This is a genomic window from Vibrio sp. S457-15, assembly GCF_000960545.1.
Classification (GTDB): domain Bacteria; phylum Pseudomonadota; class Gammaproteobacteria; order Enterobacterales; family Vibrionaceae; genus Vibrio; species Vibrio parahaemolyticus.
Genome location: NZ_JYOQ01000028.1, coordinates 285,066 through 305,796, shown reverse-complemented (window position 1 = coordinate 305,796; position 20,731 = coordinate 285,066). Strand labels below are relative to the sequence as shown.

Annotated in this window: 13 protein-coding genes; 6 read left to right on the top strand and 7 right to left on the bottom strand. The window is 46.8% G+C overall.

Going from position 1 to position 20,731, the window contains the following annotated elements; translation table 11 throughout:
* Nucleotides 1-74: 74 nt before the first annotated feature.
* Entirely contained in the window at nucleotides 75-1,178 is a 1,104-nt protein-coding gene (gene mltA, locus UF05_RS04200; protein WP_020841193.1) for a murein transglycosylase A, read from the bottom strand.
* A 259-nt stretch (nucleotides 1,179-1,437) separates the two neighbouring features.
* Complete coding sequence (locus tag UF05_RS04195; RefSeq protein ID WP_020841194.1) at nucleotides 1,438-1,893, bottom strand: DUF2850 domain-containing protein; 456 nt, start codon at nucleotides 1,891-1,893, stop codon at nucleotides 1,438-1,440.
* A gap of 164 nt (nucleotides 1,894-2,057) precedes the next feature.
* Here UF05_RS04195 and argA point away from each other — a divergent pair, with 164 nt between their 5' ends.
* The gene (gene argA, locus UF05_RS04190) at nucleotides 2,058-3,395 is read left to right on the top strand and encodes an amino-acid N-acetyltransferase (protein WP_045545037.1); all 1,338 of its coding nucleotides are present in this window, start codon (nucleotides 2,058-2,060) and stop codon (nucleotides 3,393-3,395) included.
* Nucleotides 3,396-3,743: 348 nt separating this feature from the next.
* On the top strand, nucleotides 3,744-3,932 hold the full coding sequence (locus tag UF05_RS23950) for a hypothetical protein (RefSeq protein WP_011106047.1): 189 nt from the start codon (nucleotides 3,744-3,746) through the stop codon (nucleotides 3,930-3,932).
* A gap of 34 nt (nucleotides 3,933-3,966) precedes the next feature.
* Here UF05_RS23950 and recD read toward each other — a convergent pair whose 3' ends face one another.
* From recD to recC, 3 genes are all read right to left on the bottom strand, one after another.
* The gene (gene recD / locus UF05_RS04185; RefSeq protein WP_045545036.1) at nucleotides 3,967-6,114 is read right to left on the bottom strand and encodes an exodeoxyribonuclease V subunit alpha; all 2,148 of its coding nucleotides are present in this window, start codon (nucleotides 6,112-6,114) and stop codon (nucleotides 3,967-3,969) included.
* Complete coding sequence (gene recB, locus UF05_RS04180) at nucleotides 6,114-9,788, bottom strand: exodeoxyribonuclease V subunit beta (RefSeq protein WP_045545066.1); 3,675 nt, start codon at nucleotides 9,786-9,788, stop codon at nucleotides 6,114-6,116. The genes recD and recB overlap by 1 nt, the downstream gene beginning before the upstream one ends.
* A gap of 327 nt (nucleotides 9,789-10,115) precedes the next feature.
* Entirely contained in the window at nucleotides 10,116-13,607 is a 3,492-nt protein-coding gene (gene recC / locus UF05_RS04170) for an exodeoxyribonuclease V subunit gamma (RefSeq protein WP_025632628.1), read from the bottom strand.
* Between the two features lie 252 nt (nucleotides 13,608-13,859).
* Here recC and UF05_RS04165 point away from each other — a divergent pair, with 252 nt between their 5' ends.
* Nucleotides 13,860-15,683, top strand: a complete 1,824-nt coding sequence (locus tag UF05_RS04165) for a DUF3413 domain-containing protein (protein ID WP_020841201.1) — start codon at nucleotides 13,860-13,862, stop codon at nucleotides 15,681-15,683.
* Between the two features lie 75 nt (nucleotides 15,684-15,758).
* Here UF05_RS04165 and UF05_RS04160 read toward each other — a convergent pair whose 3' ends face one another.
* Complete coding sequence (locus UF05_RS04160) at nucleotides 15,759-16,733, bottom strand: TDT family transporter (RefSeq protein WP_045545035.1); 975 nt, start codon at nucleotides 16,731-16,733, stop codon at nucleotides 15,759-15,761.
* Between the two features lie 109 nt (nucleotides 16,734-16,842).
* Between UF05_RS04160 and UF05_RS04155 the strand changes: the two genes are divergently transcribed.
* The 3 genes from UF05_RS04155 (at nucleotide 16,843) to dapD (ending at nucleotide 19,558) form a co-directional block, all read left to right on the top strand.
* Complete coding sequence (locus UF05_RS04155; RefSeq protein ID WP_005482339.1) at nucleotides 16,843-17,769, top strand: LysR substrate-binding domain-containing protein; 927 nt, start codon at nucleotides 16,843-16,845, stop codon at nucleotides 17,767-17,769.
* 128 nt (nucleotides 17,770-17,897) lie between these two features.
* The gene (locus UF05_RS04150; protein ID WP_031853664.1) at nucleotides 17,898-18,194 is read left to right on the top strand and encodes a YebG family protein; all 297 of its coding nucleotides are present in this window, start codon (nucleotides 17,898-17,900) and stop codon (nucleotides 18,192-18,194) included.
* 332 nt (nucleotides 18,195-18,526) lie between these two features.
* Entirely contained in the window at nucleotides 18,527-19,558 is a 1,032-nt protein-coding gene (dapD, locus tag UF05_RS04145; protein WP_005456577.1) for a 2,3,4,5-tetrahydropyridine-2,6-dicarboxylate N-succinyltransferase, read from the top strand.
* A gap of 63 nt (nucleotides 19,559-19,621) precedes the next feature.
* Here dapD and glpQ read toward each other — a convergent pair whose 3' ends face one another.
* Nucleotides 19,622-20,677, bottom strand: coding sequence for a glycerophosphodiester phosphodiesterase (gene glpQ / locus UF05_RS04140; protein ID WP_045545034.1), 1,056 nt, complete (start codon nucleotides 20,675-20,677; stop codon nucleotides 19,622-19,624).
* Between the last annotated feature and the right edge of the window lie 54 nt (nucleotides 20,678-20,731).

The following is a 20,731-nucleotide window of genomic DNA, read 5'->3' as shown; positions in this document are numbered from 1 at the left end:
AAACAAAGAGTGCGATTTATACGCACTCTTTGATGAAATGTCTAGATAAGAGGGGGTTCTTCTTTCTTGGGGAGCTATTGTAGCTTTTCTGGCGGTAAAGCCCAAGGCGCTTGAGTTGGTGAGTTTTCCAACCCAAGTTTCCACACTCGACCAAAATGCTTGTAGTGACCAGCTTCTGTCCCTGCTCTCGCACCAATGCCATGATACAGGTCCAAATGGTTTTGTTTTACCGCACCACCTGTGTCTAAAACGATCAGCATGCGCAGTTGGTGAGCACCGCTCCACGTACCATCGGCATTCAACAACGGCACTTCCGCCAAGATTGGCGTGCCCATTGGTAAGATAGAACGATCGCCCGCGACAGCGGCCATTGGCAACAACGGAATACCAGCCGAGCCTGTTACAGGCGCTTCCGCTTTTGGTGCAAAGAAAACGTAAGAAGGATTTTGCTCCAACAGCTCACGCACTGCCGCATCGTCGTTGTCCATCACCCACTCTTTAATCGCTTTGAGGGACATTTTTTCACGCGGCACTTCACCACGTTCAATCAAAATGCGGCCAATGCTGACGTATGCTTTGTTGTTTTTCCCTGCGTACGCAAAGTACTCCAACGTATCATCATCTTCAAAATGCACATAGCCACTGCCCTGCACTTCCATCATAAACGGGTCAATACGATTTGGCGCATAACCAAGCACTAAACCTTGGCCATCTAATGCCCCATTGTAGATCTCCGCGCGAGTTGGGCAATCTGATGTGCAGTTCGGCTTACCGTAAACTGGGTACTTAAAAATGTCGTTTGGTGTATGACGCAGTTCCATCACGGGAGAAAAGTATCCAGTAAACAACACATTACCTTTTTTATCACCACCACCCAATTGCGCAGCTTGAATGCCAAACGCACTCAACGCGCTGGTGTCTCCGCTTTGCTGCGCCCACTCACTCAGTCTTTGGTAAAGCGGTTGGTAAATCTTCGCCATGGATGGTGACTTCATCACCACTTGCTCAGCTTGCTTATTAAACTCAGTAAAATCGCGTGGTTTGTTGGACTCAACTACATCCACTTTATTTAGGATCTGAGGGAACTCACCATCGAGATATTGCTGAGCGCGATCATTTTGTTGAGCACAACCAAATAGCAGACTCAAAGAAATAATAGGAAGGAGTTTTTTTAACACGTGATTTTTCCGTAAAAAAGAATAGCAAAAGGATGGCAAACAAATGCAAACGACGCAATTGAAAAGCGACGACAAAATGTTTCAACACTAAGCCAATCCGTTTACTTGTTGTTAATTCATCCATTTCGAGACGAACAACATGATAACAGGAGAATATTTACGAAATTGTCCAGACAATGTCTGAACTGATGTGGATATAAAAAAGATAGGAATGTGAGCACTCGCGCAATGGCGAATGCTCAAATAGAAAACACAGTATTTAACGAACGGCGATGCCAGCGTGCCCTTCAAGACGAAAGACCGGAAGATAGTGCGCCCGCGCATCCAACTTCATTTCTGTATGTTGTTTTCCGACAAAATCAAAATGGCGTACGGTCGAACCGACTTTGTATGAGAACGAATCGCCATCAAATTCAAAATCGGTTGCAATCGTCGAGCCATTAACGGTCACGCCCCTTTCACTAAGCACAAACTCTTCCCTCGAGTAAGGGGCTACATCTTGCTCAACCCAGCGGCCATAAATTATTGATTTAGAGATGGGAGGGTTAATGTACCGAGTGATCAAATCGCCATACAGCATACAAACAATGACCGTACCCAGCACTGCCATTAGCATGAGAGAACGTTCCGCCCACTTACGAAATGACGATTTTGTAGATGAATTAGACTCGTTTTGAGCAGTGATCGCAGCATTCTTATTTACAACTGAAGACATGAGGTTCACTTATTTGAAATAGACGCGCGTATTGTAACCTCCATAACCAAACTGGACAAAGCGCCGTACTCCAGATGTTTGTGCTTTATTCCAAAAAATTGCCTTGCCATTAATTGAATAAAAAGACATTATTTAAGCATAAATAAACACAAGGAATGGCTGTAGTGAAAATTCGTAGTACCGCTCTCGTAAAAGGATTCCGCCAATCAACCCCTTACGTCAACGCTCACCGTGGGAAAACCATGGTGATCATGCTGGGAGGTGAAGCGGTCGCCCATAATAATTTTGGCAATATAATCAATGATGTTGCTTTGATGCACAGTTTAGGTATCAAAGTCGTTGTCGTTTATGGTGCTCGTCCGCAAATCAATCAATTACTTGAAAAACAAGACCTTACTACGCCATACCACAAAAACATCCGAATTACCGACGAAGCGGCACTATCGGTAGTTATGCAAGCTGCGGGGCAGCTTCAACTAGCCATTACCGCACGCCTTTCAATGAGCTTAAACAACACCCCAATGGCTGGCACACAACTGAATGTAGTCAGTGGCAACTTCGTCATTGCGCAACCACTTGGCGTGGATGACGGTGTCGATTACTGCCACAGTGGACGCATTCGCCGCATTGATACCGACGCGATTAATCGCACGCTTGACCAAGGCTCAATTGTGCTGCTTGGCCCCATTGCAAGTTCTGTGACTGGCGAGTGTTTCAACTTACTTTCTGAAGAAGTCGCGACGCAACTGGCGATCAAATTGGGCGCAGACAAACTGATTGGCTTCTGTTCAGAGCAAGGCGTTATTGATGACAATGGCAATGCCGTCGCAGAGTTGCTGCCTGTCGAGGCAGAGCACGTCATCAAAACGCTTTCAGAAAACCACGCTTCAGATTCCGATTACAACACGGGCACTTTGCGTTTCCTCAAAGGTTCCATCGCCGCTTGTCGTGCTGGCGTCCCACGTAGCCATCTCATCAGCTACAAAGTAGATGGGGCTTTGATTCAGGAGTTGTTCTCGTTTGACGGTATCGGAACTCAAGTCGTCATGGCGAGCGCAGAGCAAGTTCGTCAAGCTGGTATTGATGACATCGGCGGCATTTTGGAATTGATTCATCCATTAGAAGAACAAGGCATTTTGGTCAGGCGTTCGAGAGAACAGCTAGAGCAAGAGATTGGTAAATTCACCATCATTGAAAAAGATGGCTTAATCATCGGATGTGCGGCTTTATACCCATATTCTGAAGAACGAAAAGCTGAAATGGCCTGTGTTGCCATTCACCCAGACTATCGGGATGGCAACCGAGGTTTGTTGCTGCTGAACTACATGAAGCATCGTTCAAAATCAGAAAACATCAACCAGATTTTTGTCCTTACCACCCACAGTCTGCATTGGTTTAGAGAGCAAGGATTCTACGAAGTTGGAGTCGATTACTTGCCAGGAGCCAAGCAAGGGCTGTACAACTTTCAGCGTAAGTCCAAAATCTTAGCGTTAGACTTATAAACAAACTCAACATCATTAACAGGTGCGTTCTGAATCCTCAATCCGAGGTTTGGAACGCCATGCTCCGACTATCTCAATAATAAAACCATGAATCATAAGCAGTAATACCATCAATTTAGATATGCAAAGCATTACATTGATTTTAGTTCCATTTTTACCTTTTCAATATACACACTGTTGGCTATACTCTGCGCGCTAGTGATTGGTTTTTAACCAATGCAAATGGATCTAGGTGATGATACGTAGCCTTCACCCTAAAATGCTGGGCAGTCGATAACTAGTTAGCCCGCATTGCACACCAAGGACAGTTGTTAATCTGACTTTCAATAAGCCGAGACGAGCACTGTTATGAGAACAATCATTTGTAATTCGCTTCAAAGTTTCTGGGATATGGCTGACAATCAGTTTTTAGAAGGCCTAGATGTTCACTGTGTTTTTCCGGTGAATGACGCCATTCGAGACTTTATCCTTACTTATCAACAGCAATACAAAATACGCAGCGTGTCGTTTACCGATGCCTTTGCACAACGTACATAAAAGAAGACCGAGCCATAAGCTCGGTCTTCTTGTTTTAGTTAGTAAGCCGCTGTACTAGCCCACTCGCACGAGTCGTTTTCACCTTAATGCCTCGCTTCAGAACATTGAGCTCGGCATAAAGAGCTAAGCGCTTTTTCGCGCGGGTAATACCTGTGTAAATCAACTCACGGGTTAATATCGGGCTAAAGTCTGGTGGCAAAATCATAAGGGTGTAATCAAATTCACTGCCTTGCGATTTATGGATGGTCATGGCGTAAGCCGTTTCATGTTCAGGTACTCGGCTTGGCAAGACCGATTTCACACTGCCGTCAGGTAACTCGAAAAAGACTTTCAAACGCGGTTCTTCTTCACTGTCATCTCGCATACAAATACCAATATCACCGTTATACAAACCTAAACCGTGATCATTACGCGTAACCATGACGGGTCTGCCGTGATACCAAATTTCATCCTGAACCTGAATGAACTTGCGCGCCGCGAGCGCTTTCTCGATGCGTTGGTTTAGCCCAGCCACACCGAAGTCACCTTCACGGATCGCGCACAGCAGTCGGCATTGGTTGAAGGTATCTAACACCGCTTTGGCTTTGTGCGTTAGCGACTCTGGCTCTCCGGTTTTAGGATCAGTTTCCTGTTGTCCAATGCGTTTGAGGTAACGACCGTATTCCTGCACCAACGTCTGCATCATTTGGTTATAATGTTGACTACTTAGTGCGAAATGTTCGATATCGGAAAAGTCACGCGCCCAGACGTTATCTACGCTCGCAGCAGAACCTGAGTTAACCGCTTTTGCCAACTGACCAATGCCTGAGCGAGCATCAAATCGGTAGCTCTTTTGCAGCATACATAAACTATCGGCAATGCTAGATGCACTGTTACCCGTATGGGCTAAAGTACCGAACCCCGTCAGTTTTGCGATGGCTGACGCCTGCTCTTTGCCATAACCCAATGCATGGAACGAACAGATATCACCCAACACAGCCCCTGCTTCAACTGAGGCAAGTTGGTCTTTATCACCTAACAAAATCAGCCGCGCATGTTTCGGTAAGGCATCGACTACTTTGTACATCATTGGCAAATCGACCATCGACGCTTCGTCGATAACCAAAATATCCAAATGCAGTGGATTTTGTTTGTTGTGACGAAATTCTGCGCTATTAGGAATCGCGCCCAGCAATCGATGCAAGGTGCTCGATTCAGTCGGAATTTTGGCTTTTAGCTCCGGAGAAACTGGCAGTTCTTGCACTGCTTTACCAATGGACTCGGTTAATCGCGCCGCCGCTTTCCCCGTTGGGGCCACCAGCTTAATGGTTAGATTTTTCTCTTGCGTCGCCTGCTCAATCAAAGCGGCAAGCAATTTGGTTACCGTCGTCGTTTTACCCGTACCTGGGCCACCAGAAATCACAGCAAATCGACGGGTCAACGCAACCGCCGCCGCGACTTTTTGCCAGTTCACACAAGCTGAGAGTGGTACGAGTTCATCCAGTGTTTGCAAATCTTGAACCTTGCGCGCATTGCTAAGCACGGAATCAATGGCGTGCCAATCCAACGATTCGCTTACGACCACATCAAGGTGGTCACACACCAATTGTTGACGCAACACTTGGTTGCTGTTTCCCGCTTCTACTGCTTTGCCTAACGCGTTAAACAGAAAATGGTATTGGCGTGCAAACAAATGGTTGAGCAACTCGGATAATCGCGCAAACTCTTGTGGTTGCAAGTTAACTGCGGCGCCCAACTGATTAAGCTTTTCCGCCAGTGTCACTTCATAATGCCAATAGCGGTGCAGATACAGACGCTCGCCATCGAACATCAGCGGCAAGGCTTCTCCTTGCGCGCCGACCAAGCTGGAATTTTGTAATACTTGAATCCAGTCTATGCCTTGAAGCTGAGTATTAAGCGCCAATGCCGACTCACCAAACAGCCCTAACTTACTGGCTAAATCCGTAGATTGCCCTTGTGCATCGAACAGAGACAGACAGATATGTCCTTTACCAAGCTCACTACTGACAACACCAGCGATAAACGCCAATGCTTGGCTGTCCGACGATTCATCATGCGTTTGAGAATCAATAAAACAGGCGAATTGGTAGTCGAGCTGACGAATAGCGCCTTTGTGCGCCAAGCGTTCCAGCACTACCAATAGACTATCTTGGCCAGAATGAAGATTGTGATTTGTCGTCATTAAAGTAGCTCCATCTGCCCGGCTTGAGTTGAGCGCGCTTCAAGTGCTTGACCATCAATCAAACGATCCATCTCTTGTAAGAACTCGAAAGTTGGTTTCGCGGCAAAAATGCCGTGGTCACTCTGCCCATCCATACCGCGCAAGAACAAGTAATACACACCACCGAAGTGCTGCTCATATTGATAATTCGCCAATCGGCTGCGTAGGAAACGATGCAGTGCTAACGCATAAATCTGGTACTGCAAATCGTAGCGGTGCTCAGCCATCGCCGATTTCAGAGCCTCACCATGGTAGTGCGTCACATCGTCGCCAAGATGATTCGATTTCCAGTCAAGCACATAGTATTTACCTTGATGTTCAAACACCAAGTCGATAAAACCTTTGAGCATGCCTTGCACGGTTTGGAAACCTAAATCCCCCGCTTTCGCCGACAACGGATCGTGACGTTGAATGACTCGGTTTAACGCCGGTGCAGACAATACTTCAATCGGCAACAAAAATTCCATCTCCACCAAACGTTGCGACGGTGCTTTTTGATTCAGCAGCAAAGACTTACCATCCAACGGCGTTGCGAGTACGGTATCAATCAATTGCTGTAAAATGGGCAACCAATCTTCATCGAGCTGTTCGCTTTCCATCAAGCCAAGGATGATTTGTGTATTCTCTTCCGTCGTGGCTGGCTGAGTAAATTCAATTTCCTCAAACAGGCTGTGCAGGAACGTACCCGGACGCGCACCACGAGGGAAGGTAAAAATAGAACGCTCTGGCTCCACCAAATCCGCTTCGTCTTGTTCTTCAGATGAGTCGATATCAAAACCCGTAATCTCAATCGTGGCATCATGCTCGGCGTGATGAGAGCCTTGCTTGACCAAGCCAGAATAACTGGTGATGCGCCAGTTTCTGTCGATAGGGTTTTGCAGTTCTTTCGCGCTAAGATCGTGTATTTCTTCTTGTGGTGCTACGTACTTCTCTTCGAGTTGCTGCGGCGGATCGGCCACAACGACACAATCAAGCTCGTCTTGTTGCTTTGTTAAACCTTGGTGCAAATCGTTAATGCCACCTTCTTGACCATTTTGAATCAAATAGCCAATTGCACTGCGGTGTACGCCGGTTGGCTCTTTGGTCGAACGGCCATTGCGCAAAGGCGAGGCACCGATAAAACACGCATACACAGCTCGCGTTAGTGCCACGTATATCAAGCGTAAGTCTTCCGCCAAACGCTCTTTATCCGCTTGCTTCATGGACGCATCGTTGCCAGTGATATCCAGTACCGTGCGGTCATTGGCTGCATCGTAATATTTTGCTTCGCTGGCTTCTCGATAGCTGAACACAAACGGCAGAAATACGAGGTCATACTCCAAGCCTTTTGATTTGTGAATAGTCACGATCTGCACTAAATTACGTTCCGATTCTAAACGTTGGATTTGGTCATCACTGCCGCCCAAACCGTTTTCCGCATCACTGATCGACTGAGCGAGCCAACGCAGCAGACCGTGATCGCTGTCCAGTTCATTACTGGCTTGTTGAAGCAGTTCACCTATGTGCATTAAATCGGTAAGCACTCGCTCACCATTTTCACCCTGTGAACTCGCACCTTCTTCTAGTAATCGCTCGGCAATATGGCGTTTGCTGATCACCGCGCGCAGCATCGGCAGCACACCACGCTGAACCCAAAGCTTGCGATATTCTTTGAATTCGTTTACGGCGTTTTCCCACACGACTTCATCGTTATTAAGCGCATCCAAACTTGCTGCATCGAGGGCAAACAGCTCAGAGGCAAGACTTGCACGCAGCGCACGATCATTTTCTGGAGTCAGCACCGCTTGCAGCAAACGCTGTAAATCCTGTGCCACCGAACTGGTAAACACGCTGTCTCGGTTAGACAGGTACACGCTGGCAATACCTTGGTCTGCTAGCGCTTGTTTGATCATTCGACCTTCACTACCTGTTCGAACCAACACCGCGATATCGCCCGCTTGAACCGCTTTCTGTTTTTCGCCATTCACCAGACACGCTTGCCCCTGTTGAGCCTGCGTCAAAATAGTTTGGATTTGGCTTGCGGCCGCCTCTGCCATTCGAGTCAAATACTCGCCTTTTGGTAGCGGTTTATCGTCCGCTTCTTGCAACCAATAAGTCAGCGCGGGTTGCTTTTGGCCACCCATAGTCCAAATGCGTTTTTCGGCATTGGGACTGTACTTAACGGGTAAGAACGGAATATCCGAATCATAGATAAATGGACTGTCTGGCAAAGCAAATACTTGGTTTACCGCCTGCACCATATCGGCACTTGAACGCCAGTTGGTTCCTAACGTGTAGTGGGCACTTACTTGGTTACGCGCTTTGATATAAGTGAAAATGTCTGCGCCACGAAAGCCATAAATCGCCTGCTTGGGGTCACCGATCATAAACAAACCACATTCCGGGTTGTTCAGATAAATACGGCTGAAAATACTGTATTGAAGCGGGTCGGTATCTTGGAACTCGTCAATCATTGCGACAGGATACAAAGTACGAATACGCGCCGCTAAAAGCTCGCTTTCGTCCGTATCGATAGAAGCAGAAAGTTGCGTCAGCAAATCATCGAAAGAGAGCCACTGTTTTTGATTTTTCGCGTTAGCCAGCATCACACGACAATGTTCAATCGCATGAGCAAGCAGTGGCGCTTTTAAGCTGATTGGGTTGGCAAGAAATGTTTCAATGGCTTCAAATACCGCATGCTGCGGCGCACTGCCTTTCGGTGTTTTTTCCAACAAGACGTTTTGCGCGAATTTCTCCAGCTTGTCTGGATAATCGTAACCTGTGGTTTCCGTTGCTGCCCAAGCGTTTACCGCCTCCAACCACGTCGGCAGAGACTTTTTGGTGTAGCTACGTTTGTTAATATCTGAATCTGAAATCAGCGTTAAGAAGTCATCTTGGCTTTCTCGCCACTGTGCTTTTAATTCATCAATTTTTTTCAAATTTTCAGTATGAAGATCAGCCAAACTGCCTTTCATTGCAGGAACAGAAAGGCTTAACGGCGCACCGGTTAAGTAATTGCTGATGTCAGACAACAACACAGATGGAGAGCTCCATAGCTGGCGAATTTCTCCAGCCAAGGTAAATGGCAACGGGTAGAAATTTCGGCGCCAGTAATCGGCTACAACTTGCGCTTTTAGGTGACTTTCATCGGTCACAAACTCGTTATTAAATCGGCTGCCAGATTCAAACGCATTTTGCGTTAGCATACGTTGGCAAAAACCGTGAATGGTGTAGACCGCCGCCTCGTCCATCTGACGCTCTGCCTGCAATAAAATTTCTGCGGCTTGCTTGTGATCGTCAAACTCATTAAGCAAAGGTTGGATCACCGGATCGGAACTCTGTCCACGCGCAAACGCGATTCGCGCGTCATGGATCCTTGCCCTGATACGATCGCGCAATTCCGCAGTTGCCGCTTCGGTAAAGGTTACGACCAGAATTTGGTCGACCGTAAGCGGTACGCGATGTCGAGTTTCCGCGTTGCCGTGACCAAGCAAAAGGCGCAGATATAAACCTGCAATAGTGAAGGTTTTACCTGTACCTGCTGATGCCTCGATTAACCTCGCACCATGCAGAGGAAACGTCATCGGTTCTAGTGGCGTTGGTTGAGGTTGCTCTGTGCGGTCTAACGTATGTAGAGGACACTCTGCACCTGACATTTGATCCATAACGCTGAATCTCTCCGGATTATTTACTAGGACGTATCACCTAATAAATGTGATCTATAGTTAAAAATTCTATTAATATGTTTAACAAGTTGGATAATTTAGAGCTTTGTGAGATCTTTCTCACGGTTATCCATAAGACGTACCGTTAGTATGCGCCCCACGAGATACGCCAAACCTTTTTGGCGGCACAACTCAAATGAATTAAACAAAAGTATCATGGTCCCTCTGACCTTGTGGCCGTACAGCGAACGCCCTACAAAAAATAATGATTTTCTGGCGGCCACCCTACTCTTCCTTCTCTTTATCCAACTGTCTTTATTACGCTTTTACGTCATCAGCGTCTTGAACCGCTAAGCGCGCACCTTGCAAAACTAATGCTGTCAGCAAACGAACTTCTGAGGCCAACTCATCATTCCAAGCAGGCCAAATTCGAGAGATGTACGCATTATTGCCTTCGCCCGGGCTCATGAAGCCATCATTGAATGCGTCAGCCATTTTCTTCAAAGATTTATCTTCGTCATCGACCCACTGACCGCGGCTAAAGCCCGCTTCAACACAAGCCAACGCCGTTTTCGGGAAATAAGGCAAAGGCTTAGTCATGCCTTCGAAGAACAAGCGAACTAATTCAGTCAGTAGCTGTTTGGCATACTGCGCATCGGCAATTTCTGGGTAGATCAAATGCAGCGCGCCTTCTTTACGATCGTAGCCAATCAGATGAGTTTTCTTGGCATAACCCGACGCCGACATGGCAAGGTGATCGATCCACGCTGCAAGGTAATCCTGCGAGCGAATCTTACCGCTTCGGTAACGAATCAACCCAGATTGGTAACACTGGGTTAGCCAACCTGTTAGGCGAACGTTTTTCTCTTCGCCTTCATTTCGCTCAAACAAGGAATCAAACGTCAGGTCGATTTCCAAATCGTCTTGAGGCGCACCAGATAAAAACGCCAGTTTGTCCACCAGCTCTTCCGCCTGAACTCGATTGGTTTCAAACTCGATATCACCAAACGCCCCCACCGGCAGTTTGCCTTGCGCGCGCTGTTGACTCATAAAGTGTTTAAGCACCTCTGTTTTTTTCTCTGGCTGCATCAATGTCGTTTCAAGCAAGGTTTCTAACAGCTCATCACGCATTTGATAACTTTCCAAACCACCTAAAACAAAGGGTTCGTCGTCTTCCATCACCGGCAGTGGCGGTTCAAAGATTACTTTTAAACGACGATTGAAAAAATACTGCACAGGTAAGCGCCAGAAACGTTGCAACTCGACTAAGTCGAGCTCAAGCGGGAACGTCGCTCCTAACAGATAGTCGTCTAATGCCCGATTAAAATCACGACGAACATAGCCTTGCGATTGACTACTTTGAGTCAATGCTGCTGGAATCCACTCTTTCGCGTAGCTGGCGTGCATGCCTTGGAACGCACTTGGGCTAAACGGCACCATGGAGTGGGTATTCACCAACGCGTTTAATAAGTTGTCGCCAGACTCATCAACGGGCAACGCTTCATCACCACTTAAACAATAGTTTTGGTGGCAGTATTCCATCAGCTCAGAAACCAGAACCGAAGGCACTCGCTCGGTGTTGTCTTGGATTGAACGGCCAACATAGCTGATGTAGAGCGTTTGCTGTGCAGACAACATCGCTTCGAGGAATAGGTAACGGTCATCATCTCGGCGCGAACGGTCGCCCCGCTTGGTTCTTCCCGTCATCAAGTCAAAGCCTTCTGGCGGCATGGAGCGTGGGTACACGCCGTCATTCATCCCCAGTAGACAAACGGTTCTAAACGGAATAGAGCGCATCGGCATCAGGGTACAAAAGTTCACTTGACCAGCCAGGAAGCGCTGGCTGACTCGTGTGCCAGATAATTTGTTTTGAAGGTATTGGCTGATGATCGACGGCGACAACGCATCATCAAATGCGGCATCAGCTAATTGCTCTTTGAGTTGGCTGAGCGTATCGCGAATGGATTTGAGCGCCATTTCGCCTTCTAACTCAACTGAGAAGAAGTCATCCAGCAGTGAAACCAAAGTCTCTCGCCAACCATCAATAGTCTGAACATGAGAAAGTTTGCTTCGATAAGTGCTAATTTGTTGGATAAAGTGTGCCAACTTGCCCGCAAGCTCTGCACCCATGCCTTGCACTTCGTTGTACGGAGATAAACTACCTTGCTCGGTTTCAAACAAGCCTGCGGATTCTGGCATCGCATAGCCGAGCAACATGCGTTGAATACCAAATTGCCACGTGTTTTGACGGGTTTCCGGCAGTTCAAATTCGCGTCCGGTATTGGCATCCAATCCCCAGCGAATCCCCGATTCCTCAACCCATTGTTTGGCTTGTAAGAAATCATCTTCGCTGAGTTCAAAACGCTTTAATATCGCCGGAGTTTCCAGAAGTTCGAGTAGTTCTGATGCCAAACAGCGCGTATTGGGTAAGTTCACCAACTGCATAAATGCGGCCAGAATTGGGCTCTCTTGATCGGCGGTTCGGTCAGAAATCGAATATGGAATAAAACGCTCACCCGGAGCGTTACCAAAGACCGCCTGAATCGCAGGGCTGTAAGCGTTGATGTCCGCGACCATCACGATAATATCGCGCGGTTTTAACGTTGGGTCAGCATCGAACATCGCCAATAGTTGATCATGCAGCACTTCCACTTCACGCATCGGGCTGTGACAAGCGTGTAGGCTCAGTGATTTATCACCCAAGCTAACCACTTGTTTGTGATGACTGTTTTCAATCTGTTGGTCATCTTGATGTTCTTCGAGATTGAGAATATCCGCTTGCAATTGATGGAGCAGACTGTCGCGCTCAACATCAACAAACGCTTCGATTTCATGAGATTCCAGCTGAGACAACAGATACATATTGTCACGCCCGAGTTTACCCATGGACGCCAACAGACTGTTTCCGACCACATCGGTGTGTAGCTCATCGATCACATTATCTTCCAATGAGCCTTTCAGTTGCTCAGTTTCACCTTGCACTTCCGAGTGATCGTCCCGCCACACAACGTGCTGACGATGTTTCGCCGCCAAACGAGCAAGATACTTGCGATCTCGAACTTCACCCCAGTAATAGCGACACGGGTTAGTGAACATCAGATGCACATCGATATGCTCACCAATTGCTTTTAGCGCATCCATATAGCGAGGCGGTAACGAGGAAATACCAAAAACAAACAAACGCTTGGGTAAATGGTCAAAATTGCCGTTAAAACTCGCTAACGTGTCGATAAAGTGCTCATAAAGGTTGGCACGGTGATAAGGAGACTGTCCTAATGACACAGTGTGATCGTACAACGCTTGCCATAAGATCGGCTGCCACGGATGCTCATCTTCCAGCTCTGCCACACTCTGCCCAGCTTCCCAACTTGCGATCCATTCCGGACGATACACCAAGTAACCATCGAAAATATCGGCAATTTTCTCAGCCAGCTGATACAGCTTAGAGTGGTCACTGTCATCTTTGAGGTACTGCGCTAACGGCGAAAACACGTCTTGGTTAAGAAGCCCAGGAAGCAGATGCATCAACTTCCACGTCATCGCTTCTTTGTTAAACGCACTGCGTTTTGGCACGTCTGGCAACACCTGCGTAAACATTTCCCAAATGAAGGTTGCAGGGAGCGGAAAATCAATGTTCGCGGCAACACCAAACTCTTTGGCCAATTCCATTTTTAGCCACTGGGACATGCCCGGACTTTGAACCAGAATTTGTTCTTTTTCGAACGGGTTTTCCAGCGGACTGATTCGAATCAGTTCAACAAGGAGTGATTTAAGAACGTCAACTTGGTTGGAGTGATAAACAGTAAACAAATTGGGAATACCGAGCGCCGATTGAAACTGTTAGCTAGCTTAGCACAGCCCCATTTAAACCCGCAGTGATCTCGCGTTCTGAAAAAGTAAAAGGTTACATATCGCTCAAAATGGACAGAAAACATCACCTTTTCAAGGCGTAAGCAAAATCTTACACAGCCATACAAAATGTGACGTTACTCGCAACTATTCCATAATAAAAAACACTGTTTTATACTCTTGCTACCTATAATTTATAAATATATAAAAAGTATGTTTCGCAAACTGTCTTCCAACAGCGCTTGGCTGATTGCTTTTTTTGCTTGCTTTGCAGTGTATCTGTCGATCGCTTGTTATCCTTTTGTGTTGTCTAACAATCAGAATGAACCACTAACCTTGTTGCAAGGTTACTATTTGGTTTCGACTCAATATGGCTGGCTGGGCTTGATCGCTCTTCCATTTATGTTGTTGAGTTTATTGCTCTCTTTTCTACCGACTCGAGCATTCAAAGGCATCGTGATCGCTATAGCGATCTGTCTATTGATCATGTTTAAAGTCGATATCCTCGTTTTTCAGCAATACAAACTTCACATCAACGCCCTATTAATCCGTATGTTTTTCGAAGGAGGTGGTGATGTCTTCGATATTTCGTGGATGAGTTGGCTTATCTTCGTCAGTGAAGTTGCCGTTCTGGTGATCGGGCTCGCCTGTACCGTTTGGGTAAGTAATAAACTGGCACAAAGCCGAGCTAAGTTCGTTTTGAGCAGCGTCTGGTTTGCTGTATTGCTCAGCACACAGATGATTCATGCGTACAAAAACGCGCTTTACGACGATGAAGTCAGTCAGTTTTCGAATAACTGGCCACTTTACTACCCGCTGACGGCTCGTAAATTTATTTACAAACACGACCTAGTGGATGAGAACATTGCATCGAAGAACCGCGTAGAGTTAACCAATATTGAACGTAGCTCACTCAACTACCCGCTTGCACCCATTCAAGTGCAAAGCAAAGAGAAGCAGCCCAATGTTTTGTTTATCTTGGTTGACGCGTGGCGCTACAGTGATGCGACGCCGGAAGTCATGCCAAATGTCAGCAAGTTCGCCGAAAAAACGGTGAATTTCACACAACATATGAGCGGCGGCAACTCAACTCAAGCGGGTATTTTCAGCCTGTTTTACAGCTTGCCAGCGACCTACTGGGAAAGCTTTTACGCAAGCCAACGCTCTCCTGTTTTTATGGATACGCTGCAAGCAGAAGGCTACCGCATGGGCATTTTTGGCTCGGCACCGCTCACCAGCCCGCCACTTTCTCGTACGGTATTCAAAAAAGTATCGGACTTGACTCTGAAACAAACCGGGGAAACGGCGGTCGAGCGCGATCAGCAGATCACAGACAAGTTCATCGAGTTCCAAAAGCAGGACAGCGACAAACCGTACTTTGGTTTCCTGTTCTACGATGCCGCCCACGGCACGGTGTTTCCTGAAGCTGAATTTGCGAAATTCAAACCATACTGGGAACGCGTTGACCACATTTTGCTCAACAATGATTTTGACGCTTCGCTTTACCACAATCGATACAAGAACTCGTTGTACTACATCGATAGCTTGATTGGTGAAGTGCTGAAAAACGTCGACTTAGACAATACCATTGTGGTGATTTCATCTGATCATGGGGAAGAGTTTAATGATCATAAGATGAACTACTGGGGCCATACGGGTAACTACAGTGACGTTCAAGTACATGTGCCTCTTTACGTGTACATGCCAAATCGTCAACCAGAGCAAATTAATTACCGCACGACCCATTTTGACGTCGTGCCAACCATGATGAATACGCTGTTTGACGTTCAAGGCACAACGAGTTCATACAGTGTTGGTCATAACTTGTTTGATAGCTCTGCCCCTCGCGATTGGTATATTGCTGGCAGCTACTACAACTATGCATTGGTCGGCAAAGAACTGATGCTTGTGGTCAATCCTGGCGGGCACTCTCAGCAACTGAATCGCCAATTAAAAGTCGAGAAAGAACAGAAAGTTCCTGTCGATATCATTCGTCATTCTCTGGATGAGATGTCGCGATTTTATAAAAAAGGCTAGCGTCCAACATCGACGCCGATTGAAATAAAAAAGCCTCTTGGTTGTAAGACCAAGAGGCTTTTCCCTATCAGCTATTTAAGCGTGATGAGCGTGCATCAAGCGTGGCTGAATCAACAAGTTGTTGATGTACTGTAAAGCCACATAAGAGACAACAAATGTTGCCACAATCAACTCAAGACCAGCTAAGCCGCGCACTTGTTGCACATAGTGTGCAGCCAATCCTTGCAACTCCATCCAATTCGCCATTTTAAACAGCGCCGTCGCACCGATCACCATCGGGAAAGTGAACGCCGCATAGCCTGGGCTAAATGGCAGTCTAAGCAATTTAAAGAATGCGAGGTAAATGATAGCTGTCATCAATACCGCGATACCAAATAGCATAGCGATGATCACTGGTGATGGTGTCGCAGTGACCGTTAAGTACCCTGCCAATGATAGACTTGCTGGCGCTGCCATGATTGCCATTGTTGGTTTCGCTGCATCCGGAATTTCATGGGTAAACATGAAACGGTAAATCATCATCGGCAACATGATCGCATACGCCACCATACCAAACATCAATGCACCTTGTGCCACTGGTGCTAACATCGGGTTGCCAGAGAAAGACACATCCGCAACGATGATACCCACAGGCGGTACAAACCAACTAGGAACCATGTGGTGCAATTCAAAATCTTTGGCGCGATGGTAAACAAAGCTCACCAAGAACACGATGTGCAGAACCACTGCAATCAGCCAAAGTACATCACCAGCCAATTGGTAAAAATGGCCGAGAGAGTTCGATACCACCATAGTGCCCATCGCAAATGTCGGAACCACGCTGCCCACAACCGGATGAGCAAGATCTTGTCTCAATAGATGGTTATGTAGCAAAAACTTGGTTGCCAATATAGCCAACAATACGCTCGCGATACCCGCACTAATCCACTGTCCGTAGCCATGTAATTCGGCGAAGTTTTCCCAACTCCAGCCTAAGCTTGCAATACCAAGAGCCAAACCCGCCATCGGAGTTGGTGCTCCCATTACTTTTGCTTTTGTTCTTTGAATCATGATGACCTCAACCAGACTCACTCTTGATGGAGCGTATAATACGCTTGCACTTCGTTCCGATATATCTAATTATTTAAAACAAACGTTCAAAATTACTTAACGGTGGGATATGGCAAGTCACATTTCTCTTAAACAACTGAAAGTGTTTACGACGATCACGCAGCACAAAACGCTCACAGCAGCTTCTGATAGTCTCTTTTTATCAAAAGCCGCTGTGAGCATGGCACTCTCAGAATTAGAAAAGCAGATCGGCCATCACTTGTTTGATCGTGTTAATAACCGACTGATTTTGAACCAAGAAGGCCAAAAGCTACTGCCACTGGCGGATGAATTACTCAACCGAGCCAAGGACATCGAGAGCATTTTCGATGGTGACCAAGCGCTATCGGGCCAACTTCGCATTGGTGCCAGCGACACCATTGGCAACCAAGTCGCGCCCTATTTGCTTAGCGAATTTCGTCAGCAAACGAACCATCGTTCTCAAAGCCTGTTCATTTCTAACTCCGCACAAATCTGCGACATGCTGACCGATTACGAGTTAGACATAGCCCTCATTGAAGGCAAAACACTTCACCCTGAATTGCAGTCTACCCAGTTTAGCGAAGATGAAATGTGCGTGATTTGCGCGCCCGATTACCCAGCCGCGCACGAAGGGCCAGTAAACTTAACCGAGCTAGAAAACAGTGAATGGATATTACGAGAGGCGGGATCTGGTTCACGCGAATTTTTTATGCGCGTTGTCGCGCCGCGCTTGGAACATTGGCATGAAGCTTTTCAGCTCAATACCACCGAAGCGTTGATCAACTCAGTATCTGCTGGGCTGGGCTTAGGCTGCTTGTCACGCTTGTCTGCAGAACCTGCTATTCGTGACGGTCGTGTAAAACTGCTCGACATGCCTTTAGATATGAAACGCCGCTTCTGGTTACTGGTTCATAAAGAGAAATATCAAAGCCCATTGCTCAAAACGTTTATCGAATTTTGCCAAGATTGGGAACGACCAACCAACCTTCCTTTGGGGAATAAATCCGCAAAGTGAAACCAAGATAGTTTAAATGCTAGTCAGTTAGTTGTACGTGTCTCTCATTCTGGGGCTTGTCGCTAGACTTGATTGGTCAAAAACTGTATAAAAAGCCAGTATCAATACACCAAATTAGGGGACCAACCATGGCTGTAATCGTCAAGTACGTGGTAGAACGCAATGGAGAAGAGAAAATGACTTTTACCTCTAAAGCGGAAGCTGACGCATACGACAAAATGCTGGATATGGCAGATGAACTATTCACGCTGCTAGGTAAAAGTGAACTTCTAGAAGACGAAGGCAAGCAAGAAGATCTTGCAATGTTCCTCGCGCAAAACAAAGAAGAGTTGCTTTACGCAATCGGTGCAAAACGCAAACCTGTACCAAAAAAAGCAAAGAAGCTTGAAGCTGTTGAAGAAGAACAGCAAGAAGACGCAGCATAACCCAATGACTGCCCTTCAAATAACGCCGCATCTTGTGGCGTTTTTTTATGCCTGAAAGCATAGAGCATAATGAAAGAACGCCCTTTCTTTCTAGATCCGAGACAAGAAACTGCCTTTTCTTAATTTCAGCAAAACTCTCCCAATAGACCACCTCGTAGCCACATTTCTCATCAGACAGACATATCTCCGAAAAGACAAAAGGTATCCATCTACGGACTTTCTCCATTTCCCCCCTTTAAACTCCCCAATACTCTCTTTATGATGGCTGACAACGTAATTATTTCTTGTCAGTGAACAGACGAGACACAAGACTCAACACATGGAGATCAACTATGGCTTTCTTTTCTCTAGCCTTTGGTACGGCAACTAAAAACCGCGACGGTAAAATCATCGAAGCGTTTTTCCCAAACCCAGTTCTTAACCCAAGCGACACACTTGTTAACGCACTGGCTGCAGTAGCAGGTTACGAGCAAGGCAACCAAGCTATCGAGATCTCTGCGGCACAAAGTGCAGAACTTGCGGCAGCATTCGAAGCTAACGGCGATGCAGCAAACGCATCTTTCGCAACCAAAGCAGCAGAATCAGCACAACCGCTTGTACTGGTTATTCTAGCTACGGATGAACAGCCACAATCTGTTGCTGAAGGCTTCCTAAAACTTCAACTTATCTCTAACCGTCTAGTTAAGCCACACGGCACGGTACTGGATGGCATCTTCGGTCTGCTGCACAACATCGCATGGACAAACGAAGGCCCAATCGACCTACCTGAGCTGGCTGAGCGTCAAATCGAAGCTCGCCTAGCTGGCCGTACGCTAAGCGTAGATTGCGTAGACAAGTTCCCTAAAATGGTGGACTACGTGGTTCCAACTGGTGTTCGTATCGCAGACACTTCTCGCGTACGTCTTGGCGCACACGTTGGCGAAGGCACAACTGTTATGCACGAAGGCTTCATCAACTTCAACGCGGGTACAACTGGCGTGAGCATGGTTGAAGGCCGTATCTCTGCTGGCGTGGTTGTTGGTAACGGTTCTGACATCGGTGGCGGCGCATCGATCATGGGTACGCTATCTGGCGGCGGTAAAGTGGTGGTTTCTATTGGTGAAAACTCACTACTAGGCGCGAACGCTGGCCTTGGTTTCCCAATGGGTGACCGTTGTACTATCGAGTCAGGTTTGTACGTGACTGCTGGTTCTAAAGTGCGCATGCTAGATTCTGCAGGTCAAGAAGTCGAAGTGGTGAAAGCACGCGACCTTGCTGGTGTTTCTGACCTACTGTTCCGTCGTAACTCTGTGACAGGTCAAATCGAGTGTCTTGCAAACAAGAGCGCGGTTGAACTGAACAGCGAACTGCATAAAAACAACTAATAAGAATACAAAAATCCCCCAGCAGGAAACTGTTGGGGGATTTTTTAAATGTGTGAGTGCTGATTACTGATTTAAAAAGCTGACTGCTTTATCTGGAAAGTCAGTAAACAAACCATCCACTTTCACTTGGTTATAGTACACATCCATCATGCCTTCAAAGCTGTCCGTGTACGCAGGAATGCGTCCTGGATCAGCACGGAACGTGTATGGATGAACTTGTAAGCCGGCGTCTTTTGCAGCCTTCATCAACGGCTTGATGATGATATTGTCTTTGGTTGACTTATCATCCACCAGCATCGGCTTCCAAGGTCCAATACCTTCGGCGTAACTCGCCACTTTCTTCATGCCGTCGGCTTCGAACATCCAATCATAGCTGTATGGCATTGCTGTCTCGCCTTTGTACACCATAGTTTCGTTCCAATCGGTGTAAGCCATGAGCTGAACGAGCTTTAAATCCATGTCCATTGCGGGCATCAACTCACTGTTAATGCGTTGCAGTTCATTCGCATCAAAACACTGCAGGTAGACTTTGTCGTCTTGCGAGTCGTAACCGTACTGCTTCAAGACTTTAAGCACCGCTTTAGAAATGTCCTTACCTTCGTGACGATGGAACCAAGGCGCTTTAATTTCCGGGTAAATACCGATGTCGTAACCCAACGTCTTGTTAAGGCCTTGGATCAGTTCAATCTCTTCAGCAAACGTCGGTACAGTGAAATCAGATTTCCACATTGGGAATCGGGTTGGATAACCGGCGACTTTTTTGCCGTTTTCGTCGATATTGAACCCTTCAGTGACTCGCAGAGATTTGATTTCTGCCAGAGTAAAGTCAATCGCGTAATAACGACCATCTTCGCGTGCGCGATCAGGAAAACGCTCCGCTACATCCGTGACGCGATCCAAATAATGATCATGCAACACCACTAACTGATCGTCTTTCGTCATCACGACATCTTGCTCGATGTAATCTGGTTTCATTGCATAAGCCAAAGCTTTGGCTTCTAAAGTGTGCTCCGGTAAATAACCAGAAGCGCCGCGGTGAGCGATAACAAGCGGCTTTGCAATTGCGCCAGCAGATAGGCTAAGCGCTAAAAATGTGAGACATACTGACTTGGTTTTCATTGTTATATCCTTGATAAAGCGAAGAGGCAGTATTCCACTGCCTCTTTAAATAAA